Source organism: Myxococcus xanthus, assembly GCF_006402735.1.
Taxonomy (GTDB): Bacteria; Myxococcota; Myxococcia; order Myxococcales; family Myxococcaceae; genus Myxococcus; species Myxococcus xanthus_A.
Genome location: NZ_CP017174.1, coordinates 5,207,048 through 5,227,423, shown reverse-complemented (window position 1 = coordinate 5,227,423; position 20,376 = coordinate 5,207,048). Strand labels below are relative to the sequence as shown.

At 70.7% G+C, this 20,376-nt stretch carries 21 protein-coding genes; 9 read left to right on the top strand and 12 right to left on the bottom strand.

Annotation, left to right across the window (positions count from 1 at the left end; genetic code table 11):
- Nucleotides 1–29: 29 nt before the first annotated feature.
- The 5 genes from BHS09_RS21505 to BHS09_RS21485 all read left to right on the top strand — a co-directional run bounded on the left by BHS09_RS21505 (nucleotide 30) and on the right by BHS09_RS21485 (nucleotide 5,298).
- The gene (locus BHS09_RS21505) at nucleotides 30–587 is read left to right on the top strand and encodes a hypothetical protein (protein ID WP_140798788.1); all 558 of its coding nucleotides are present in this window, start codon (nucleotides 30–32) and stop codon (nucleotides 585–587) included.
- A 173-nt stretch (nucleotides 588–760) separates the two neighbouring features.
- Nucleotides 761–1,978, top strand: a complete 1,218-nt coding sequence (locus BHS09_RS21500) for a hypothetical protein (RefSeq protein WP_140798787.1) — start codon at nucleotides 761–763, stop codon at nucleotides 1,976–1,978.
- A gap of 8 nt (nucleotides 1,979–1,986) precedes the next feature.
- Nucleotides 1,987–2,247, top strand: a complete 261-nt coding sequence (locus tag BHS09_RS21495) for a hypothetical protein (protein ID WP_237079745.1) — start codon at nucleotides 1,987–1,989, stop codon at nucleotides 2,245–2,247.
- The gene (locus BHS09_RS21490; RefSeq protein WP_140798785.1) at nucleotides 2,244–2,828 is read left to right on the top strand and encodes an HMA2 domain-containing protein; all 585 of its coding nucleotides are present in this window, start codon (nucleotides 2,244–2,246) and stop codon (nucleotides 2,826–2,828) included. The genes BHS09_RS21495 and BHS09_RS21490 overlap by 4 nt, the downstream gene beginning before the upstream one ends.
- 37 nt (nucleotides 2,829–2,865) lie before the next feature.
- Nucleotides 2,866–5,298: a heavy metal translocating P-type ATPase gene (locus tag BHS09_RS21485; protein ID WP_140798783.1), complete on the top strand. Its 2,433-nt coding sequence runs from the start codon at nucleotides 2,866–2,868 to the stop codon at nucleotides 5,296–5,298.
- 3 nt (nucleotides 5,299–5,301) lie between these two features.
- On the opposite strand, the gene BHS09_RS21480 is transcribed toward BHS09_RS21485, so the two are convergent.
- The 8 genes from BHS09_RS21480 to BHS09_RS21445 form a co-directional block, all read right to left on the bottom strand.
- On the bottom strand, nucleotides 5,302–5,817 hold the full coding sequence (locus BHS09_RS21480) for an SgcJ/EcaC family oxidoreductase (RefSeq protein ID WP_140798782.1): 516 nt from the start codon (nucleotides 5,815–5,817) through the stop codon (nucleotides 5,302–5,304).
- An 85-nt stretch (nucleotides 5,818–5,902) separates the two neighbouring features.
- Nucleotides 5,903–6,046 (bottom strand): hypothetical protein, encoded by a 144-nt coding sequence (locus BHS09_RS38630; RefSeq protein WP_161604900.1) that lies wholly within the window; start codon nucleotides 6,044–6,046, stop codon nucleotides 5,903–5,905.
- Between the two features lie 728 nt (nucleotides 6,047–6,774).
- On the bottom strand, nucleotides 6,775–7,260 hold the full coding sequence (locus BHS09_RS21470; protein ID WP_140792745.1) for an Hsp20/alpha crystallin family protein: 486 nt from the start codon (nucleotides 7,258–7,260) through the stop codon (nucleotides 6,775–6,777).
- Between the two features lie 144 nt (nucleotides 7,261–7,404).
- Entirely contained in the window at nucleotides 7,405–8,661 is a 1,257-nt protein-coding gene (locus BHS09_RS21465; RefSeq protein WP_140798780.1) for a hydroxymethylglutaryl-CoA synthase family protein, read from the bottom strand.
- Between the two features lie 49 nt (nucleotides 8,662–8,710).
- Entirely contained in the window at nucleotides 8,711–9,748 is a 1,038-nt protein-coding gene (locus BHS09_RS21460; protein WP_140792741.1) for an alcohol dehydrogenase catalytic domain-containing protein, read from the bottom strand.
- A gap of 47 nt (nucleotides 9,749–9,795) precedes the next feature.
- Nucleotides 9,796–10,536: a CoA-transferase subunit beta gene (locus BHS09_RS21455; RefSeq protein ID WP_140792738.1), complete on the bottom strand. Its 741-nt coding sequence runs from the start codon at nucleotides 10,534–10,536 to the stop codon at nucleotides 9,796–9,798.
- Nucleotides 10,533–11,330, bottom strand: coding sequence for a CoA transferase subunit A (locus BHS09_RS21450; protein ID WP_140792736.1), 798 nt, complete (start codon nucleotides 11,328–11,330; stop codon nucleotides 10,533–10,535). The genes BHS09_RS21455 and BHS09_RS21450 overlap by 4 nt, the downstream gene beginning before the upstream one ends.
- Nucleotides 11,327–12,013 carry a TetR/AcrR family transcriptional regulator gene (locus BHS09_RS21445; RefSeq protein WP_140792734.1) on the bottom strand — a complete coding sequence of 229 codons (687 nt, stop codon included), beginning with the start codon at nucleotides 12,011–12,013 and terminating at the stop codon, nucleotides 11,327–11,329. The genes BHS09_RS21450 and BHS09_RS21445 overlap by 4 nt, the downstream gene beginning before the upstream one ends.
- 153 nt (nucleotides 12,014–12,166) lie before the next feature.
- Between BHS09_RS21445 and BHS09_RS21440 the strand changes: the two genes are divergently transcribed.
- The 4 genes from BHS09_RS21440 to BHS09_RS21425 all read left to right on the top strand — a co-directional run bounded on the left by BHS09_RS21440 (nucleotide 12,167) and on the right by BHS09_RS21425 (nucleotide 16,649).
- The gene (locus BHS09_RS21440; RefSeq protein ID WP_140798778.1) at nucleotides 12,167–14,275 is read left to right on the top strand and encodes a two-component system sensor histidine kinase NtrB; all 2,109 of its coding nucleotides are present in this window, start codon (nucleotides 12,167–12,169) and stop codon (nucleotides 14,273–14,275) included.
- On the top strand, nucleotides 14,265–15,623 hold the full coding sequence (locus tag BHS09_RS21435) for a sigma-54-dependent transcriptional regulator (RefSeq protein ID WP_140792730.1): 1,359 nt from the start codon (nucleotides 14,265–14,267) through the stop codon (nucleotides 15,621–15,623). Before BHS09_RS21440 ends, BHS09_RS21435 begins: the two co-directional genes overlap by 11 nt.
- A 122-nt stretch (nucleotides 15,624–15,745) precedes the next feature.
- Nucleotides 15,746–16,159, top strand: coding sequence for a DNA-binding transcriptional response regulator (locus BHS09_RS21430; RefSeq protein ID WP_140798777.1), 414 nt, complete (start codon nucleotides 15,746–15,748; stop codon nucleotides 16,157–16,159).
- Complete coding sequence (locus BHS09_RS21425) at nucleotides 16,152–16,649, top strand: DUF6232 family protein (protein ID WP_140798776.1); 498 nt, start codon at nucleotides 16,152–16,154, stop codon at nucleotides 16,647–16,649. The genes BHS09_RS21430 and BHS09_RS21425 overlap by 8 nt, the downstream gene beginning before the upstream one ends.
- A gap of 117 nt (nucleotides 16,650–16,766) precedes the next feature.
- On the opposite strand, the gene BHS09_RS21420 is transcribed toward BHS09_RS21425, so the two are convergent.
- Genes BHS09_RS21420 through BHS09_RS21405 form a run of 4 tightly spaced genes read right to left on the bottom strand, consistent with a single transcriptional unit; the run spans nucleotide 16,767 to nucleotide 20,356 of the window.
- Nucleotides 16,767–17,759 carry a sulfotransferase family protein gene (locus BHS09_RS21420; RefSeq protein WP_140798775.1) on the bottom strand — a complete coding sequence of 331 codons (993 nt, stop codon included), beginning with the start codon at nucleotides 17,757–17,759 and terminating at the stop codon, nucleotides 16,767–16,769.
- Entirely contained in the window at nucleotides 17,756–17,962 is a 207-nt protein-coding gene (locus tag BHS09_RS21415) for a hypothetical protein (RefSeq protein WP_140798773.1), read from the bottom strand. The genes BHS09_RS21420 and BHS09_RS21415 overlap by 4 nt, the downstream gene beginning before the upstream one ends.
- A complete protein-coding gene (locus BHS09_RS21410) occupies nucleotides 17,952–18,533 on the bottom strand; it encodes an aspartyl/asparaginyl beta-hydroxylase domain-containing protein (RefSeq protein ID WP_140792720.1) in 582 nt (193 codons plus the stop codon). The genes BHS09_RS21415 and BHS09_RS21410 overlap by 11 nt, the downstream gene beginning before the upstream one ends.
- 38 nt (nucleotides 18,534–18,571) lie before the next feature.
- The gene (locus tag BHS09_RS21405) at nucleotides 18,572–20,356 is read right to left on the bottom strand and encodes a GGDEF domain-containing response regulator (protein WP_140798772.1); all 1,785 of its coding nucleotides are present in this window, start codon (nucleotides 20,354–20,356) and stop codon (nucleotides 18,572–18,574) included.
- Nucleotides 20,357–20,376: the final 20 nt, after the last annotated feature.

Below are 20,376 nucleotides of genomic sequence, written 5' to 3'. Positions count from 1 at the left end.
CCCACCGCGGGGAGAGAGTGGGCGCCGCGATGACTGAATCCCCTGATGCGTTCCTGCTCAGCATGTTCCAGCAGTCGGGCCTGGCCTGTGGCTCCGTGGACGAGGCCTGGCAGCGCTCCGAGTATCTCTATCCCTTGCTGGGCTGGCTGACGGCGCAGTTCCCGGAGCCCACGGCCTTCCAGGTCTGTGCGGAGTGGCTGCGGCAGGCCGCGACGCGCGTCGAGGGCAGTGCCGCCGCCGCGGACCTCTTCGCGCAGGCCCGCGGTGAGGCACCTCGCCAGGGGCACGTCATCGCGGGGGCGCTGGGGGACCTGCGCAACGCGTCCATCCTCGAACGGAAGCCCGCCGTCGCCGCGTTCGCGGACGCGGCCAGCCACCTGTGTGAAGTCTGGGCCGCGGTGACGACGAACGAAGTGGACGCGGAGACGAATCCCTGGGCCCGCGCCAAGGCCGCCGCGGGCGCCATGGTGACGGCGCTGTTGGAGCAGCGAGGTCAGGACGAGAAAGACCCGGCGGCGAAGGCGCAGGCGCGTGTCGAGCTCACCGAGCTCCTGCGCACCGCCCGGGCCGCCATCCCCGTCCGCTGAGTCCGACGTCAACCCGGCGGCGTAGGCGTTGCCCCGCAGGACCGGTTCTCCCGGTCCTCGAATCCCCCTAGCTTGAGTGCGCCGATTCCTGGAAGCCCACATCGGATGTACCCCCCACCAGCCGTGTCGCGCCCTCCAGGTCTGGCGCGCACGGCTGTTCCGCACTCATGCCCATGACACGAACCGCTCCATTCCACCCGGAAGATGCCGCGACGCCCGCGGCCGCACTGCACCCGCTGCGAGACTTCGCCGAGAAGCTCGGGCGTGAGTTGCGCTTCGATGACATCCGTTCGGGCGCGTGGCACGCCCGGCTGGTGACCGCCTACGTGCGTCACTACGAGGCGCGGCGCGCCGGTGCCGCGTCCGCCGTCCCTGCGTCCGAGACGGATGCCTTCATCCGGCGTGCCAGCAAGGAGGCTGCGCTGGTGGGGGCAAGCGCCGCGGGTATCTCCACCAGCGCGGCCATGTTCACCCTGGACACTGGCTTCGTGGGGGCGCTCGTGGCCGTCCCCGTGGCTGGAGCCGCCATGGGGTTGGACACGATGCTGCGCTCGCTCATCCAGGCCCGGATGATGTGCGACGTGGCGTCCGCGTTCGGCGTGCGAATCGACCCGGATGACCCGTGGGATCTGCTCCACTTGAACGCCCTCACGTCGGGCTCGGAGACGTGGGAGGACGCGGACCGCGGCGGTGCGGGGCTCGTGGGCCGCATGTTGACCGAGGACACGGAGGCGGCGGAGCGGAAGCTGGGCAACCGCTTGATGGGGGAGGGCGTGCTGCGAAACCTCCTTCCCTTCGCCAGCGTCCTGACCTCCTCCGTCACCAGCTGGCGGCGCACTCGTCGGCTGGGCGAGGCCTCGGTGGAGTATGCGCGCTACCGCCGCGCCCTGGACGATGCGTTCTCCGCCGTGCGGGCCGTGGACGCGCGGTGTGTGGAGCTGCTCATCGAAGGCGCCTGGTGCCTGTTCGGAACGGATGGGGTGCTGCGGGCCGAGGCGACGGTCATGCTGACGCACCTGCTGCGCAACATCCCTTCCGCGGCGCGCAAGCGGCTGCTGGAGCGCCTGGGCGAAGACGAGGCGCAGTGGGTCGAGCGTCTCCACGAGGTGCCCGAGCCCGCGCGGGATGCCTTCCTGCACGCGCTCGAGGTGATTGCCGCGGTGGACCTGTCCATGTCGAACGCGGAGTGGTTGCTGCTGCGGCAGGCCGCCACCGCCCTCAACCGTCCGTTGCGTCGCGAGCGGGTTCAGGCCCTGCTGAAGCAGTTCCGGACCCACGGCGTCGTTCGTGCGCCGCAGGGCGACCAGTCCGAGCCGCGCGACGGGCGGATGCCGTCGTCTCCTATCTCCGGGCTGGGCGCTGACGCCCATGCCGCTCCGGGGGCGCTATGAAGACGGCGGTGGCATTCCTGACGGGCGTGGCCACCGGTTGGATGGCCCGGAGCACCGTCGACAACTCACGCGGCGCGGTCGTCTCCATGGCGACGGCGGCGTTTGATTTGGTGGGGTGGACGCGGCGGGTCATCGCCACCGAGCGTGAGTTCCTCTCAGACCTGGTGGCTGAGGCGCGCTCGCGGGCGAATCTCCATCAGGCCCACGGCCGGCGTGCGGCGGACAGCGGCGCCAGGCCCGTCGCGGACAGCCGGGAGGGGCACGCATGAGGCTCGACCCGGACTCGGGCGCCATCGAAGGGGAGTGGTTGTTGCTCGTGCACCACTCCCCGGGCCGGCTTCGTGTTCGCGCGAGCTGCTTCCGAGATGACGCGGGCCTCGCGGACCGCGTGCGCGGTGAGCTGGGGGAGACGCAAGGGGTGTTCGGCACCGTCCATTCTCCACTCACGGGCAGCTTGCTCATCGAGTACAGCCCGGGCGCGGCCGACGTGGAATCGCTCCTGGCGGCCATCGTCGACACGGCGGGCCTGGACGGCATCGTCGACGCCAAGTTCATGGCGAAGTCGCGGAAGGCCCCGGCTGAGCACGTGGTGAGTGGCGCCCGGTGGCTGGACGGACTGGCCCGTGAGCTGACGGGGGCGGGGCTCTACGAGTTGATTCCCGTGGTGCTGACGGCCACGGGCATCTACTCGCTGGTCGCGAACCCGTCGCAGAAGGGCTGGCTGCCTCGCTGGGACAACGCGCTGTACTGGGCCTACAGCGTGTTCCGTGACGGTGTGCGAGAGCAGGAGCAGGAAGACGCCGCGCGCGTCAGCGGGACGGTGGCCTTCCGGCCCCGGCCCCACGCGTGAGGCCGCGGTTGCACTGCGTTCAGCTCGGGGGGCGTTCATGCGGGCGGAGGTGGAGTTCCTGAGTGGCATCGCGCGCGGCTTCAAGGGGCGCGCGCACGATGTCCTGGATGGGCATCAGCGGCCCGTGTCCGTCCACGTCACGGACGTGGCTCCGGGCCGGCTCCTCATCCGAGGCGCGGCGGAGGATTCCAAGACGCTGCGCCAGTTGCTTGGCTGGTTGGAGTCCCGCCCCGAGGTCCAGGTGGCCACGTGTCAGCGCAGCACGGGCCTGGTCAAGGTGCACTACCAGGAAGCCTCGCGCTTCCCCGGCGCGTTCGCGCTGCGGGTGCGGGACTTCGTCTTCACGTTGCACCAGCTTCCGCCGAAGCCGTTCCAGGTGGAGGTGCTGCACGCACTGCCCGGACGCGTGCGGCTGCGCGTCCGAGGGCTCGAGGACGACGACATCCTCAAGCTGTCGGCCTGGACCGCGACGCTGCCGGGGGTGCACAAGGCGAGCGCCTCGCCGGCCATCCATTCGCTGGTGGTGAGCTTCGACCCGGAGATGCTCAACGCGAGCCAGTTGATGGCGGCCCTGCGCACGAGCGATCCGTCCACCTGGCCCGCCGCGCCCGAGCCGCCCCGGCGGGAGTGGGCCGCCACCGTCTTCAACTCGGCGGTGCTCGCCGCGTGCGTCGTGAATGCGGCGCCCATGCCCGTGTTGGCCGCGGGCGTCGCGCTGACGAGCCTGCCGCTGGCACAGCGCGCCTTCCAGTCCGTCGCGGAGCGGCGCATCACCGTGGACCTGCTCGACCTGGTGGCGGTGGGGGTGTCCCTGGCCACGGGGCAGGTGCGGACGGCGGCGCTCATCACCTCCCTGCTGGGCATTGGCGACTTGCTGATTGAGCGCAGCGCGGACCGCGCCCGGTCCGCCATCTCCCGGTTGATGCGGCTGGAGGTGCTGTACGCCTGGCGGCTGCGGGTGGACGGAGAGGTGGAGCAGGTCCGGGCGGACCGGCTCAAGGAGGGTGACCTCATCGTCGTTCACTCGGGGGAGAGCGTGCCCGCCGACGGGACGGTGGTGTCCGGCACTGCGTGGGTGGATGAGAAGGCGCTCACGGGTGAATCGGAGCCCCGCGTCCGCGAGGCGGGGGACCGCGTGCTGGCCGCGTCCGTGGTGGGCGAGGGCAGCCTTCGGGTGCGGGTGGTGCGCGCGGGCGTGGAGACCACGGCGGCCAAGATCCTCCACATCCTCGAAGGAGCGGGCGCCAAGCCCATGACGCTGCAGGCGAAGGTGGACTCGGTGGCGAACGGCGTCGTGCTGCCGACCTTCGGGCTCGCCGCGGCGACAGGGCTGTGGACGCGCCAGGCGTCACGGCCCATCAGCATCCTCATCACGGATTTCGGAACGGGTGTCCGCATCGTCGTGCCGGCGAGCGCGCTGGTGGCGATGACGCTCGCGGCGCGCCAGGGCATCCTCATCAAGGGGGCGCAGTACCTGGAGCGGCTGGCCCAGGCGGACACCATCGTCTTCGACAAGACGGGCACGCTGACGTTGGGTGTCCCGGAAGTGGTGGACGTCATTCCCGCGCGGGGCTGGGACGCGCGCGAGGTGCTGTCGCTGAGCGCCGCTGCCGAGCTGCGTCAGTCTCATCCCGTGGCGGAGGCGGTGCGACGGCATGCCCAGACGCAAGGCGTGGAGGTGCCGCAGCCCGAGGCGGGACTGGAGGAGTTCGTCCTGGGGCGGGGCGTCTGCGCCCAGGTGAACGGGCGCCGCGTCTGCGTGGGCAGCGCGCGCTGGATGCAGCAGCAAGGTGTGGACGTGACGGACGCGGGCTCGGCGCTGGCCCGGTCCGTGCCGCGCGATGTCGCCACCCTGTGGGTCACCGTGGATGGCGCGCTGGCCGGGTGCATCAGCTACGTGGAGACGCTGCGACCGGAGAGCGCGGGCGTGGTGCAGGCCCTGAAGGAGAACGGGCGCCGGCGCATCGTGCTGCTGTCCGGGGACTCGCCGTCGCGGGTGGCGGAGGTCGCGAGCCGGTTGGGCGTGGACGAGGCCATCGCGGAGCTGCTTCCCGAGGACAAGGCCACGCAAGTGCGCGCGCTCCGGCGCCAGGGGCGCATCGTGGCCATGGTGGGGGATGGCATCAATGACGCCCCGGCGCTCGCGCTCGCCGACGTCGGTATCTCCTTGAGGGGTGCGACGGACGTGGCGCTGGAGACGGCGGACGTGGTGCTGCTGCGAGGCAGCCTCGATGACCTGCTGCTGGCGTTCGACGCGGGCCGCGACACCCTGGCCCGCGTGCACCTGGGGCTCGGGCTGGTGCTGGTGCCCAATGCCGTGGCCATGGTGCTCGCGGCGCTGGGATGGCTGCCGCCTGTCGCCGCCGCCGTGGTCAACAACGGCTCCACGGTGGTGGCTGGCTTCGCCGCGCTGGCGCCGCTGTTCCGTCAGGCGCGCGCCGCCCAGCGCGAGGAGTCCACCACCCACTGAGCATCAGGGCGTCTGGGGCGCGGCCGCCTGGGGCCTGGGCTTCACGTCCGTGTTCTGGCCGGCCAGGATTTGCCACTGCCCGTTCACGTGCTTCATCACGTACCGCATCTGCGTGCGCAGCAGGCCGGGCTCGGTTTCCTGGACGCCGGGGGGCAGGCCGGGATGGCCCGTCACCTCGTGCGTGGTGTCGACAATGGCCAGGTCCTCCTGGATGAACTGGACCTTGCGCACGGTGACCTGGTTCTGGCTGCCCTTGAAGATGGTGGCGAAGATGCCCGCGTGGCGCTCCTGGATTTCATCGCGGCCCTCGAAGACGGTGCCAACGATGTTGATGAAGGCCGCGTCCGGGGCGAAGTCCTTGGACCAGGCCACCGCGTCCTGGCGGTTCCAGGCCTCCGCCTGGTCACTCACGAGTTGGAGGATGTCTGCCTCCGCTGGCGCCGTGCCGGTGGTCGCGCACGCGGACGCCAGCAGGAGGAGGGTGGCCAGGAAGGGAAGGGGAAGGGCGCGGCGCATCATTTGGTAGCCTTCTTTCGGGAAAAGCTGGTTGTCGTGCCAAATCCCATAACACGGCCGGCTTCTCCCGAGCGCCCCTCCCGTTGCCTCAGGCGCCTGGCTTGCTGTGTTCGGCGTCCTTCTTCAGCTTCTGCCGCAGGCTCAACCTCGAACTCCACATCGCTGGCGTCACCACCACGATGAGAAGGGTCAACAGCACGGTTCCCACTATCAGCTCCCAGAGCATGTCCACGTCGCGACTCCTGTCGTCATTGATTTGAGAAACAGCGCATTCGGCATGGGGCTCGATGGCGGACGTGTCCCGTTGCCACGCGCGCTGCGCGCGGGCGGTGCCTGGACAGCCGACATCGAGCGTCAACGCGGAGGCGCTTGGCTCAAATCAGCAACGTGCGGATGCGGAGGAAGACAGGGAGGCCCTGACCTTGAGGTGCGCCCCTTCGCGCGAGGGAAGGCCGTGGCCCGCTCAGGAGCGGCGGGTTGGGCAGCCAGGCGGCGGGAACGAGGACGGTAGGCGCTTGGATGAAGGGGGCGTAACTGGCGGAGCCCGCTTCGGTGGGGGCGGGCAAATCCCAGTGTGGCGCGTCGCAACAGTGCGCGTGCAGTACCGGCAGCCCCTCGTCCGCCGCCTCCGAGTGCACGGCCCCGTGGGGGCACTCGCACTTGGAGGCCCGTGAGTGGACCTGCTTCTCGCAGGAGTGCCCAAGCCCGCCCGCGCCACTGGCAACAGCCTGCCAGAGGAGCAACAGCGCGAGCGCGAGGAGCCGCGAAAGTCCAGACACGATGTCTGATGTATATGCCGCGGCTGTGCGGGTCGCAATGCGCGGACGCCTCCGGGCGGCCCTTGCCACCCGAAGCGCGGGTGTCCGGAGGCGTCCATCCGATTGTTTGCCTTGATGCGCCGATTCGCCGGGCTCACCCGGCGGGGCCCGCGGGGCCCCCGGGGTTGCTCAGCGAAGTGGCTCAGGCCTTCGCCTTCTCACCGCGTTCGCCGCCGACCTTGATGCGTTTGGGCTGCTCCTCGGACTTCTTGGGGATGCGCACGTTGAGGACGCCACTCTTGAAGTCCGCCTGGACGTCGTCGGCATTCACGCCTCGGGGGAGCGTGAAGGTGCGGCTGAACGAGCCATAGTTGCGCTCGTAGGCGTAATAGCGGTCGCCTTCGTCGCGGCGCTCTTCTTCCCGCTTGCCGCTGATGGTCAGCCGGTTCTCCGCGAGGGTGATTTCCAGGTCCTTCTCCTCCACGCCGGGGACATCGGCCTTGAAGATGAAGGCATCCTGGGTCTCCTTCACCTCGAAGTCGGGCGCGAAGCCGCCTTCCCGTGTGCCCTGGGGGCCGAGCATCCGGCCGAGGTCGAATCCCAAGAGCTCCTGCATGCGCTCGAAGGGGTCCCAGCCGCGCGGGGCTCCCAGCATGCCTCCGCCTCTGCGGGCAGGTAGGTCCGCCATGATTCCGTCTCCTTTCAGCCGTGCCCCGTTTGTCGAGGCAGGGGTTCAGGGATTCACGGTAGGGAGACGGCGGCGGAAGGGGAGGCACCGGGGAGCCTGCCGGTGCCTCGTCACGCGTCTGGGATGGGCGCCCGGCGCCCCGCGTCAGGTCCCTTCGGCGTACTGGCGGCGGTGGTCGCGAATCTCCGTCAGCCGGAAGGCACCGGGCGACGGGGCCACGGCCTCGGGCGCATCCGCCGGCAGCTTCATCAGGCGCTCGTATTCCTCGATGGAGACGCGCTCGCGCTGGGCCAGCACCGCCTCCAGGTCCGCCTTCGCCATCCGCTCGGCGGCCTTCTCGCCCACCGTGCCGGAGTAGAATTCGGCCGCGCAGCCGCTGCCGTAGGACAGCAGGCCAATGCGCTGTCCCGCCAGCGCGCCGGCCTCGCGGTGCAGCATTCCCGCCAGCGCCAGGTAGAGGGACGCGGTGTACACGTTTCCGATGCGCGAGTTGAGTCCCAGTGAAGTCGCCACCTGCGCGTCATAGCTGGCAGCCGACTTCGCCTGCGCCTCCCGCGACTCTGCCGTCGAAGCCGCCGCGCCCGCCGCATCCTCCAGGTCGCACAGGCGCAGCTGGGTGTGGGCCTTCCGGGCCATCTTGCAGAAGGGTACGTGGTAGGCGATGCGCGCCAGCTGTTCGCCGGGCAGCGTGTCCGACCAGCGGACCAGGCCCGCCGCCAGGGCCTTCTCGCGCCAGCCCCGGTAAGCGCCGGACAGGGCCTCCAGGTAGCAGGTGATGGAGTAGTGTCCGTCCACCAGCGCCTCCCGCCGGCCCACGGGCCGCCAGAAGTCATACACGTCCATGGTGCAAACGCCGTTGAGGCCAACGTGCATGGCGAGCAGGTCGGGTTGCTCGGAGACCAGCAGCGCCACCGCGCCGCCGCCCTGGGTGGGCTCGCCCGCGGTGTTCAGCCCATAGCGCGCGATGTCCGAACAGATGACCACGGCCACCTTGCCCGCGCCCGCGCCGGACGCAATCCACTCCACCGCCGCCATCAACCCGGCGGTGCCGCCGTAACACGCGTGCTGCGTGTCGTAGGTCCGCATGGTGCGCGGCAGCTTCAGCAGGCCCTGCACGTGCGAGGCGACGGGCTTCGAGTGGTCGATGCCCGTCTCCGTGCCCACCACCAGCATGCCGATGCGCGACGGGTCCACGCCCTGCTGACGGATGAGGCGGGCCGCCGCGGTGGCCGCCAGGGCCACGGTGTCCTCGCCGGGGTCGGTGACGGCCATCTCCTGGGCGCCCAGGCCCGCCGTGTACTTGGCCGGGTCCACGCCCCGTGCCCGGGCCAGGTCTTCGATGTCCACGTACCGGGACGGCACCGCGACCGCCAACGCTTCGATTCCCACGCGCTTCTTCATCGGACTCCTCGATTCCTTGTCGTGCTCTGGATTCCAGCCGCCGCTTCGCTCACGCCTCGGGGGGCACCAGCACCAGCCGGCCCGCCACTTCGCGGTTCTCCAGCCGGAAGTGAGCCTTCGCGGCCTCGGCCAGGGGCACCGCGTCCGTCACGAACTGCCGCACGCCGCCGGTGGCCGTCAGGCGCAGGGCCTCGTCCAGCTCCGCCTGTGTGGTGGCGTAGGCCCCCAGGATCTCCAGCTCCTTGACGATGACGAGCCCCGGGTTGAGCTGCACCATCCCCGACTCCAGGTTGCCCACCACCACCACGCGGCCTCCGGGCGCCATGGACTTCAGCGTCTGGTCGAACGTGGCGCTGCCGACGATTTCGACGGCCACGTCCACGCCCGCGCCCTGGGTGCGCTTGCGGACGTCCGACGCGAAGTCCAGCCCGCGCGACACGATGACCTCGTCCGCGCCCGCCTCCTTCAGCGCCTGTACTTTCGCCTCGCTGGACGTCACCGCGATGACGCGCGCGCCGTCCAGCCGCGCGAGCTGCACGGAGGACAGGCCCACGCCGCCGCTGGCGCCGGTGATGAGCACCGTCTCGCCCGCGCGCACCTTGCCTCGCGTGCGCACCGTGTGGACGGCCGTGCCGGTGGTGCAGCACACCGTGGCCGCCTCGTTCCAGGGCAGCGACGCCGGCACCCGACCCAGGCCGCCGACGGGGGCCACCATGAACTGGGCGTAGCCACCGGCCAGCTCCTCGCCGAAGAAGCGGTTGTCCGTCTTGCAGAGGCTGTTGCGCCCGCTGCGGCACAGGGCGCAGTCGCCACACGACATGCGCTGGAGCGTCGCGGCGCGGTCTCCCGTCTTCCAGCCCGGCGTGTCCGGGCCGACTTCAATGACTTCACCTGCGGCCTCGTGGCCGAGAATCGCGGGCACGCTGGTGCGGGGCAGGTTGCCTCGGCGGTTGATGACGTCGTGGTAGCAGACGCCACAGGCATGCACGCGCAGGAGGACCTCGCCACGCCCGGGACGGGGCATGGGCACGGTCTCCATCTTCAGGTTGCCCGCTTCACCAAAGCTGCGCAGTACGACGGCTTTCATCTAGGTGCCTCCGTGCATCTGAATTCGTGGAAGGGGAACGGCCCTGCTCAGGCGCCGACGAGCGCGTCGCGGTAGCCGTGCGGATCGATGGCGCGAATGGCCGCCACCGTGCGGGCATCCGGCAGCGGGGTGACGGGCAGCGATTCGGGGACCTGGAAGGCGAAGCCGGTGCGCTCCGCGATGCTCTCTTCCGAGGCCCACGGGTGCCGCGCGAGCAGCCGTGCGCCGGACGCGCCCAGTTCGAACACGCCCAGGTCGGAGATGAGCGTCACCGGCCGGCGAGGGTCTCTCGTGGTGGCGACCTGCACCTCCGGCACCAGGTTGCGGCGCGACTGGCGCGGCACCAGCAACACCGGCCGGCGCACCCACTGCCGCAGCGTCGCGGCGCCCGCCACGCCGGGGAACTTCGTCCGCGGCTTGTCCAGGCTGCCGCTGGCCGTCATGTTGGTGCGGCCTTCGGCATCCACCTCGGCCGCGCCGAAGAAGACGGTGTCCACCCGGCCGCGCCGCGCGTGGTCGAACAGGTCCGGAATGGTGATTTCCGCGGACCGGCCATCCAGGTAGCCCAGGTCCTCGGAGGAGGGCAAAAGCGTGGGAATCTCCGGGTCCAGCGAGCCCACGCAGGCCAGGTACGTCAGGTCCGGCGCATGCGTCGCGCGCGCCACGGCGATGGCCAGGATGGCCAGCGGTGAAGCCACGCCCGTGGCCACCACGCCGCCGTCATCAATCTGCCGCGCCAGCAGGGCGACCACGGTCTCCGCCGGGGTGATGTCCAGCGTCGCGCTCATGCCGCCCTCCGCGTCAGCAGCGTTTCCAGGAACTCCGCCTCGCGGCCCGTCTCCGCCAGCGACAGGTAGCGGGCCAGCATCGCGTCATCGTGCGGGTAGAGCCCTGCGCAGCCGGTGGGCAGGGCGCCACCGGGGGCCAGGACGATGCGGTCCACCTGGAAGCCGGGCAGGGTGGCGCGAGGCAGCTTCGCCACCCGCTCCTCCACCGTGGCAATCACCCGCTTCGCCGCGCCCGCCACCAGCAGGTCCGTGGTCGGGTCTTCCATGTAGAGGTTGCCGCGCTCGTCCGCGGCGCGCGCGTGGATCAGCGCCACGTCCGGATAGAACGCCGGCTCCACCGCCACGCGCTGGCCGGTGAAGGGGTCCTCCACCGTGGGCGGCGGCTCCGTCTGCGCCAGCCCGGACACGTCCGCGTCCGGCGCGGGGATGAAGGGCAGGCCCATGGACGCGGCGCGCAGCCGCTGGACGACGCGGTAGCCGTCATGTTCGCGCCAGGCGAGGGTGCCTTGCTCCATGGCCCGCTTGAGGCAGGGCATGGGACGCACGCGGCCCTGAAGGCTCAGCGCGCCGAAGGCAATCTCCAGCTTGCCCAGACAGCCGCCCGCCACGAGGAACTCCGCGGGCAGCGGGTTGGGGAGGGAGATGAGGCCCAGGTCGCGCTTGCCCTGCGCGATGATTTCCATCACCAGCGCCATGGGGGCGCGGCCCAGCATGAAGCCGCCGGTGGCCAGCGACGCGCCATCCGGAATGGAGGCCACCGCCTCCTCCAGCGAGCACCAGCGCGCCGTCTTCATGCGTCCTCCGAATCCGTGCCGGTGGCCGACACGCTCGGCACCATGCGCAACGGGGAGGGCCCTGCCTGTCCGGCGGTGTCACCAGCGGCGGCGAAGGGCGGGAACAGCATGTCCACCATGCCGTCGGCGATCTGCTCGTCCGTGAGGCGCCCGTCTGGCTTGAACCACTTGTAGATCCACAGCACCATTCCCAGGAACGAGAAGGCGCCCACCGTCGGGTCCACGGGGCGGATAAGGCCCTGCTGCGAGGCCTGCGCGAAGGCCTCCTCCAGGAAGTCCACGTACTTCTTCTTCCGGGCGTCGATGAAGGCGCGCGTCTCGCCGGTGAGCGTGGCGTGCTCGTGGAGGATGATGATGACCTCCTTGCTCCACCCCCGCGTCACCAGCAGGATGTTGTGGCGCATGCACGCGCGAAGCCGCTCCACTGGATTCGCGATGTCCTGAACCCGCGAGAGGACCTGCTCCTCGAACAGGTCCATCCCGTAGTTCATGATGGCGAAGAGCAGCTGCTCCTTGTTCTGGATGTGGTGGTAGAGGCCCGCCTTCGTCATCCGGCACGCGGCGGCAATCTCCTGCATCGACGTGCCCTCGTACCCCCGGTCGCAGATGAGCCTCGCCGCCGTTTCCAGGATGGCTCGGTAGCGCTCGCCCTCGTCCGGCTTCCGTCCTCCGGTGTTCGTCACGTCTGCTCCCTCCTTGAGACCTACCGACCGGTAGGTAGCAGCGCTCGACGCGAGGTGTCAATCGCCAAAGTGGGCCCCCTGGCCGGCGAGCTTCTTGATTTCCCTGCTATTTCAAGGGGTTGGGGAGGGGCTGGCGGTTAGACTCCGCGGGCCATGCGGTACGCGCTCGTTCCCGTCCTGCTGCTCTTTGTCGCCCTCACGACGGTGGGGGTGGGGGTGTTCACCCTGTTGGAGCGCAACCGGGCGGCCCAGTGGCACCAGTTCGCGGTGGAGCGCCAGGCCCAGCTGGACGAGGCCACGCGCGGGGTGGCGGAGACGCTGGAGGACGTGGCGGAGGACCTGCGCTTCGCCGGGGAGCTCATGTCCCAGCCCGGCACGCTGGCGGAGCACCGGCGGGAGATGCGGGCGCTGTTGGAGGCGGTGGGCCAGTACAAGGTCCTCATCGCCTACGACGCCAGCGGCAAGGAATGGCTGCGCATGTTGGACCGGCGCATGGGCAAGCAGGTGGCACGTGGGCCCGTGCTGGCGCAGATGGCGGAGGCGGGCCGGCGGGCCCTGCTGCGGCCGCCGGGGGACGTCACCCTGTCGCCTCCCATGGAGGATGGCGGCTTGGATTCGCTGCGGGTCATGGCCACGGCGCTGCCCGAGGATGCGCAAGGCCGGCCCGAGGGCGCGGTGGCGGTGCTGGTCGACACGACGTCCTTCTTCACGCCGCTGCGCATCGTGACGTCGGACCCGGACGCGCGGTTGTTGCTCCTGGGCGCGTATGGCCAGCCGACCTCCGCGAGCGATGCCACCCTGGCGGACTGGTTCCGGCGGCTGGAGACGGAGGGCGCATCGGTGCCGGGCTTCGCGGCGCTGGCGGCGCGCATGCGCGAGGGCGAACGAGGCGCGTTGCCACTGCGCGCGGAGGAGGCCGAGCGATTGGGCCTGGGCCGCTCGGAGGCCATCGCCGTGTTCACGCCCATCCGCGTCCGCGGTGGCAGCCACTGGGCCGCGGCCACGTTGGTGTCCACCGCGACGCTGCGCTCGCATCAGCAGGCCCTCATCTGGCGGCTCATGGCCGCGGCGCTGTTGGTGGCGCTCTTCCTGGTGACGTTCGCCGTGTACGTGGTGCTGGCGCAGCGGCGCGCGGCCGCCTTGCGTGAGAGTCGCCAGCACGCGGACCAGCTGGCGCACCTGCACGACAAGACGCAGAAGATTCTCGACCACATTCCTTCCGGGGTGCTTGCGCTCACGGTGGACGGGCGCATCAGCGCGGTGAACCAGGTGCTCCGCGAGCGCATGCCTCCGGACGCCATTGGCGCGCCGCTGGAGACGGCCTTCCCTCAGGCCCCGGCGCCGGTGGTGTCCCGGATTCGCGCCCTGGTGGCCGCCGCCGCGAGCGAGTCGCGCGCCCACAGCATCCTGGGAGAGACACTGGTGCTCTTCGGCGACGAGGGCCGGTTCAACCTTCACGCGGTGCCGCTGGAGGCGCGCCACCCGGAGGTCCATACCTTGTTGGTGGTGGAGGACCTGAGCAACGTGCGCGCGCTGGAGACGCAGCTGCTGCGCGCGGAGAAGCTGGCCACGGTGGGCGTGCTCGCCGCCGGTATCGCGCATGAGATTGGCACGCCGCTTGGCGTGGTGCGTGGGCGCGCGGAGTACGTGCTGGGCAAGCTGGGAAAGGAACACCCGCAGTGGCCTGGCATCGCCGTCATCATCGAGCAGATCGACCGGGTGAGCCGCACGCTGCGGCAGCTCCTGGACTTCTCGCGCCTCCAGCCCACGGCGGTGCGGCCAGTGCCGCTCATCTCCCTGCTCCATGACGTCCAGGAGTTGCTGCGCATGGAGGTGGAGCGGCGCGGGGTTCGCTTCGAGGTGACAGTGCCAGAGACGCTGCCTCCACTGGCGGCGGACCCGGACCAGCTCCAGCAGGTGCTGGTGAACCTGGCGCTCAACGCCTGCCACGCGTGTGGCGAGGGCGGGCAGGTGACGCTGTCCGCGGCGGTGCCGGAGGCGGAGCCGTGGGGGCTGGTGGCGCTCACCCTCCGCGATGACGGCTGCGGCATTCCCAGGGAGCACCTCAATCAGGTATTCGACCCCTTCTTCACCACCAAGAAGCGGGGACAGGGCACGGGACTGGGGCTGACGATGGTGGCCCACGTCGTGCGCAACCATGGTGGCCGGCTGGAGCTGGAGAGCGAGGAGGGCCGGGGCACCTGCGTCACCGTGCTCTGGCCCATCGCGAAGCCCAGCGGGGAGGAGCGGTATGTCGGTTGAAGGACGCATCCTGGTCGTCGATGACCACGTGGACATGGGCCTCATGCTGCGGGAGCCCCTCACGGACGCGGGCTACGTCGTGGACCTGGCCACGGGCGGCGAAGAGGCCATCCGGATGGCGCGCGCGCAGGCCTACAACGCGGTGCTGTGTGACTTGCGCATGGAGGGGGTGGACGGCCTGGATGTGCTGGAGGCCGTGCGGGCGCTCGACGCGGACATCCCCGTGTTGATGATGACGGCCTTCGGCGGCGTGGAGAGCGCGGTGGAGGCGATGAAGCGCGGTGCGTACCACTACTTCACCAAGCCCTTCCGCCTGGATGAGGTGCTGCTCTTCCTCGAGCGGGCCCTGAAGGAGCGCAGGCTCCAGGTGGAGAACCGGGCACTGCGGCGCGCCGCCGCCGAGCGCAGCGGATTGGGCGCGCTGGTGGGCCGCAGCGCGGCGATGCGGAACCTCTACGAACTCATCGACCGCGTGGCCTACGCCCAGGCGGCGGTGCTGCTGCGGGGCCCGAGCGGCACGGGCAAGGAGCTGGTGGCGCGCGCGCTGCACTTCCAGGGGCCTCGCGCCTCCGGGCCTTTCGTGGCCGTCAACTGCACGGCGCTGCCACATGACCTGCTGGAGAGCGAGCTGTTCGGTCACCTCAAGGGTGCCTTCACCGGCGCCACCCACGCCCGTCGCGGCCTCTTCGTGGAGGCGGATGGGGGCACGCTGTTCCTGGACGAGATTGGCGACATGCCGCTGGAGCTCCAGGCTCGCCTGCTGCGCGTGCTGGAGGACGGCGAGGTGCGCGCGGTGGGCGCCGACGGCAGCCGCACCGTGGACGTGCGCATCGTCGCCGCCACGCACCAGGACCTGGACGCCCGCGTGCGCGAGGGCCGCTTCCGCGCGGACCTGTTCTACCGGCTCAATGTCGTGACACTGCTGTTGCCTCCGCTGGCGGAGCGGCGCGAGGACATCCCCTTGCTGGTGGAGCACTTCACGGCCCGCGCCCGCGCGCGCAACCCTCGCTCCCGCATGCAGTCCTTGTCTCCAGAGGCGGTGGCCGCGCTCGCCACCTTGCCCTGGCCGGGAAACGTGCGTGAGCTGGAGAACCTGATAGAGCGGCTGGCGGTGATGGTGGCGAGCGAAGTCGTGGGGCTGGAGGACTTGCGCCCACACCTGCCGCCCGAGGCGCCGGAGGTGCAGCCGTTGGTGATGGCGCAGCACGCGCTGTGGCCCCTGCGGCGGCTGGAGGCGGAGTACATCGCGTGGATGGTGACACGCTGCGGCGGGAACAAGACGCGCGCGGCCGAGGTGCTCGGCATCGATGTGTCGACCATCCACCGTCGCGAGCGGGAGCGCGGGTAGGGGCGCTCTGGACACCGTGGTAATCCGCCAGGGACGTCTGGCGTGATGCAACGGTTCGCCCGCACGTTGCCCGGGCTCTCGGGGCGGGGACAGCGGGCATGGGCATTGCTTGATGTTGCAACGTGAAGTCCTCGTCCATCGCCCGTGCCCTCCTGCTCGGAGGGGATGCGTCGCTCAGCTCGCTCCTGATGGACGTGCTGGCCGAGCTGGGCATCGCGCTGGAGTCGGGCGCGCCGGCGGGTGGGTGTCCGGACCTCGTGCTCGTCCACGTCGAGCGCGGTGAGAGTCTCCAGCGTCGGCTTCAGCGCGCCCGGGAGCTTTCGCCCCAGGGGCCCATCATCGTGTTGGTGCCCTTCGCCGATGAGCGGCTGGTGGGACTCGCCCTGCGGCTGGGCGCCCGCGACTGTTTCGCGCTGGGCCGGCCGCTCGGTGAGCTGCGCCGGGTGTTGCTGGCCCACGTTCCAGGTCATCCGAGTTCCGTATTCATCTCTCCCGGCGGGGCCGTGCCGCCGTCCACCGAGTCGTCCCATGATTGAGCCTCTCGCCGTGTCCGCGGTGCCCGCCACTCCCGCGTATCCGGACCGCCCGCTTGTTGCGCCGCCCGCTCCTTCCGAAGTGCCGCTCTTCCAGGACGCCGGCCTGCGGGTGACGACCGAGCGGGTCGTCGCCCGGGGCAGGACGCTGCTGCTCGCGGACGTCCAGCGGGTGGAGACGGTGCGGCGCACGCCTCGCATGGTTCCTGTGTTGGCCACGCTGGGCCTGTGCATGAGCGTGGGGCTGCCGGCCCTGTCCGCGCTGTCCGTCTCCAGCAGCACGGCGAAGGGGGGCTATGAGGCGGCGTTGATCGCCGTCGTCATGGTCATCTTCGGCTGCATCGCGCGGCTCGTCCTCGCCGAGGAGTCGTACCGGCTGGTGCTGCATACCCGCGCCGGGTCGTGGCGCGTGCGCGCGAGCAAGGATCCGAAGTCCCTCATGCTGCTCGCCGGGCTCATCCAGGACGCCGTCGCGGCGCGAGGACGGCACTGAGCGAGCGCGCCGTGGCGGTTGGCGTGCCGCGGGACTTCGGCCGGAGCATGGCGGTGACCACAGGCAATGCCGAGCAGGCGGCCCTGGCCCGGTAGCGCCGGGCGTAGGTGGCTCGCGCTACGTCCCAACATTCCCGCGCAGGCGTTCGGCTTCCAGCGCGTCGTGGATGGGACGGCCCCATTGCTCCGCCAGGGCCCGCCCATGCGATGAGACGCGGCGAGCCTTCTCCTCCGTGTCGTCTTCGAAGGGCAGCACGGGGTTCTTCGCGTTCCGCTCCAAGACGTCGCGCAAGCGCGGGGTGTCCTCGGCCGTCAGCTCGAGAGCGAACAGCTCCGTGAGCACCCGTGGGCCTTCCGGCTGGAGCTGCCGGTAGTCCATCAGCCGCGCCTGGGCTGTCCGCGCGCGATAGCCTCGTAGGCCCGCGTCGCAGATGGCAGCGAGGACGCGCGCGCCGTACTCGTCCAGGGGCATGCCTTCGAGTTGTCCGGGCTCCAGGCCCAGGTGCGCGGGGTTCAGCAGTCCTGGGAGCATGTGCGCGCCCCGGTGATTTTGATGCGACGCCATGACCTCGACCGGATCCCGGTAGAGGAACATCCACGGCACACCGGGGAAGGCGCGCTGCAGCAGCGGGAGCTCCATGATGTGCCACGCGTCCAGCTTGAGGAACACCGCGTGCTCCTCCGGATGGCGCTGCTGTCCCAGGGCTCCCACCACCGCGCGCAGCCATTCGATGCGCTGCGTGTCCGTGACGCCTGGCACGTGCTGGTGCGCGCGCAGCACCGTGTCCACGGGGCCGGCTTCGGTCAGCACGATGTGGCGCGGCAGCGCGGCCAGCAGCTGCGCCACCAGCGTGGAGCCGCAGCGGGACATGTGGAAGACGAGCCCGCGCACTGGCAGGCCGGGCTTCTCGGCTTGTCGTGCCACCAGCGCGTCCATGGACGTCTGATGCCGGAAGAGCAGGGCGAATGGGTGGCGGAGCCGCCGTTCCAGCGTTTCGTCGAAGAACGGGTCCGTGAATCGCTGGCCTCCCATGTGGCACCAGTCCACGCGCGGTTGCCCGCCGTCCACGTGGATGCGCGCGGGCACCCAGCCCTCCAGGTCTGGTGTCATATCCATCGCTCCCGCCAGACCCGGCGAGCGGTGCGCAGGGCTTCGTGGATGTCCTCGGCGGTGAAGTGGCAGTCGTGCATGGCGCCCAGTTCGACGGCGCGTGCCACGAAGGCCGTGGTGTCCGGAGTCTCGCGGAGTGCCTCCTGGAGCGTGACGTCCTCCAGGACGCGGAGACGGAAGCGCTCGAAGGCCTCAGCGCCCATTCACGGCCCCCATGAAGACGTCTCGCAGCCAGTCGTTCACGTCGCAGTCCAGCACCAGGTGGACGCGGTCGGTGTCGCTGGGGTTGTCCACCCGGTGGGGACGGTTGAAGTCCAGGTACCAGCACTCACCGGGCTGGAGGATGACGCGCTCGCCTCCGAGGAAGAAGGCCACATCGGGGTGCGTGGTGATGGGCACGTGGAGCCGCACCTCGCCGTCCGCGTAGCCCAGGTTGTAGTCAGTGTGCTCGCGGATGCGCGCGCCCGCCGCGAGCTTCAGCAGACGCGCGGCGCCGACGGGGCACTGAAACGTGGCCAGCACTGCGCGGAACGCGGGGCAGCGCGCCATCAGCGGCGTGTCGGCGTATCGCTCGCGGCCCGCCGGGTCTGGATAGATGCGGCCTTCCATGCCGCCAATGGAGCGCAGGGGCACGCCGCTCCACTCGCCTTCGTATTCGCGCTTGTTGAAGTGGGGAACCCACGCCTCGGCGGGCAATGCCGCGAGTTCCTGCTGGAGCGGCGCGGCGTCGAAGTGGAAGGGCAGGCGGAGGCGGTCGGGCACGGGCGTCGACATGCGGTGCTCCTCGTCGCGGTGAAGGGGGCCAGCGTGGCTCAGGCCAGCCGCAGTGGCCGGTGCTCCGTCTTGGCCCGGATGAGCGCTGCCTGGGCTCGAGCCAGCGTTCCCTGTGGGTCTTCCTCACCCTCGACGGTGACGGTGGCGGACACCACATCGGGCGCACCAGGGGTGTCGTGCAGCTTCTGGCGCAACGCTTCGGCCTGCGCCGCGCCCACGCCGGGGAGGGCCAGGAGGAATGTCCCGCCTTCCCATCGCACCGCGAAGCCTCCAGGGACTCCCAGGGCTTCGGTGACGCGGGCTCCGTCTCGCAGCGTGGCGTCGCCCGCGTCGAAACCTCGAGTCGCGTTGATGCGCCCCAGTCCCACCAGGTCCGCGAGCAGCACGCTGAAGGGCATGCCATCCCTGCGGCAGCGGCCAATCTCGCGCAGCACCCGTTCCTCGCCCGCGCGCCGCGACACCAGTCCCGTCAGCGCGTCCACCCGGTACTGCCGCTCCCGCTCCTCACGGGCTGGCCGGGTGTGTCCAATGTCGGCGAGCGTCAGCATCTGCGCCATGCCGCCAGGGATGGGGAAGGGCCGAGCCACCCAGCGCAGCCGGTGCGGCTGGGGCCGCTCCAGGACCAGCGTCATCCGGAGGCCTCGGGACGATTCGGAGGCCAGGTCGAGCTGCCGCAGCGTGCTCGCCGGGTCCGCGGTGAGTCCCGCGACGTGCTGGCAGAAGGCATCGAACGTCATGGCCGGGAAGGGCTCGGGCGGCAGGCCCAGCAGGTCCGTCATCGCGGTGTTGCACGCGTGGGGTTTGCGTCCAGGCGCCACCAGCAGGGCCGCGACGTCCAGGGCCTGCACCGCATCACGCAGGAGTCCCAGGGCCGACGCTTCGGTGAGCGCGGGCTCTGCCTGGGCCTTTCCGGTGGCCTGTTTCATCCGGGCCCGCTGTTCCAGGTCCTCCGCGACGCGGTTCGCGAGCTCCCGCAGCGCGGCCAGGTCCTCGGCGCCCAGGACGAGCGGGCGCGTGTCGATGACGCACAGCGAGCCCAGGACTTCGCCCGTGGACGTCAGCAGCGGTGCGCCCGCGTAGCTGCCCACGATGCCGTCGCGCACCAGCGGGTTGTCACGGAAGTAGGGATGGCGCCGGGCGTCCGGTACGACGAGCGGCTCGCGCCCCTGCACCACGTGGTGACAGAACGCCCAGTCGCGTGGCGTGCCCCGGTCCTTCGCGAGGGTGGGTGGCAGGCCGACGTGGGCCTTGAACCACTGGCGCTCGCCCAGCACCAGCGTCAGCAGCGCCACGGGAACACCGAAGGCCTGGGCGACCTCCTTCACGAGCTGCTGGAGCTCCGCCTCGGGCGGTCCGTTGTCGACCAGGTGCATGGCCGCGATGCTCGCCAGCCGTTGCCGCTCCTGCTCCGCGGCCCCCTCCGCCGGAGGCGGCTGTGGCGCGAGCTGCCCTGCGAGAACGCGACGCAGTGTGTCCCGCATCACCTCCGAGGAGGCCCGGCGACTGAGCAACGCGTGGATGCCCAGCGCCTCCTTGAGCTGCCATGCGCGGACGCGCAGCTCGTCGAAGGCCGTGACCACCACCACCTGCGTTCCGGCAGAGTCCTCCTGTTCCCGAAGCCACGTCAGCAGCGCGAAGCCGTCCAGCCGGGGCAGCGCCAGGTCCGTGACGAGCAGCAGGGGGGCACCGCGCTGGCGCACGACGTCTTGGGCTTCCGCTCCATCCTTGGCGACGACGCCTTCCAGGCCTTCCTCCGTCACCAGGGACAAGAGGCCAGCGGCTCGCTGTGGGTCGGGCTCGGCGATGAGGGCGTAGCGGCGCATGCAGGAGCGAGGATGCTGCC

Coding starts and splice junctions, on each gene's coding strand:
- BHS09_RS21505 (WP_140798788.1), top strand. CDS start 30: ATGACTGAATCCCCTGATGCGTTCCTGCTCAGCATGTTCCAGCAGTCG.
- BHS09_RS21500 (WP_140798787.1), top strand. CDS start 761: ATGACACGAACCGCTCCATTCCACCCGGAAGATGCCGCGACGCCCGCG.
- BHS09_RS21490 (WP_140798785.1), top strand. CDS start 2,244: ATGAGGCTCGACCCGGACTCGGGCGCCATCGAAGGGGAGTGGTTGTTG.
- BHS09_RS21485 (WP_140798783.1), top strand. CDS start 2,866: ATGCGGGCGGAGGTGGAGTTCCTGAGTGGCATCGCGCGCGGCTTCAAG.
- BHS09_RS21480 (WP_140798782.1), bottom strand. CDS start 5,817: ATGATGCGCCGCGCCCTTCCCCTTCCCTTCCTGGCCACCCTCCTCCTG.
- BHS09_RS21470 (WP_140792745.1), bottom strand. CDS start 7,260: ATGGCGGACCTACCTGCCCGCAGAGGCGGAGGCATGCTGGGAGCCCCG.
- BHS09_RS21465 (WP_140798780.1), bottom strand. CDS start 8,661: ATGAAGAAGCGCGTGGGAATCGAAGCGTTGGCGGTCGCGGTGCCGTCC.
- BHS09_RS21460 (WP_140792741.1), bottom strand. CDS start 9,748: ATGAAAGCCGTCGTACTGCGCAGCTTTGGTGAAGCGGGCAACCTGAAG.
- BHS09_RS21455 (WP_140792738.1), bottom strand. CDS start 10,536: ATGAGCGCGACGCTGGACATCACCCCGGCGGAGACCGTGGTCGCCCTG.
- BHS09_RS21450 (WP_140792736.1), bottom strand. CDS start 11,330: ATGAAGACGGCGCGCTGGTGCTCGCTGGAGGAGGCGGTGGCCTCCATT.
- BHS09_RS21440 (WP_140798778.1), top strand. CDS start 12,167: ATGCGGTACGCGCTCGTTCCCGTCCTGCTGCTCTTTGTCGCCCTCACG.
- BHS09_RS21435 (WP_140792730.1), top strand. CDS start 14,265: ATGTCGGTTGAAGGACGCATCCTGGTCGTCGATGACCACGTGGACATG.
- BHS09_RS21425 (WP_140798776.1), top strand. CDS start 16,152: ATGATTGAGCCTCTCGCCGTGTCCGCGGTGCCCGCCACTCCCGCGTAT.
- BHS09_RS21420 (WP_140798775.1), bottom strand. CDS start 17,759: ATGACACCAGACCTGGAGGGCTGGGTGCCCGCGCGCATCCACGTGGAC.
- BHS09_RS21415 (WP_140798773.1), bottom strand. CDS start 17,962: ATGGGCGCTGAGGCCTTCGAGCGCTTCCGTCTCCGCGTCCTGGAGGAC.
- BHS09_RS21410 (WP_140792720.1), bottom strand. CDS start 18,533: ATGTCGACGCCCGTGCCCGACCGCCTCCGCCTGCCCTTCCACTTCGAC.
- BHS09_RS21405 (WP_140798772.1), bottom strand. CDS start 20,356: ATGCGCCGCTACGCCCTCATCGCCGAGCCCGACCCACAGCGAGCCGCT.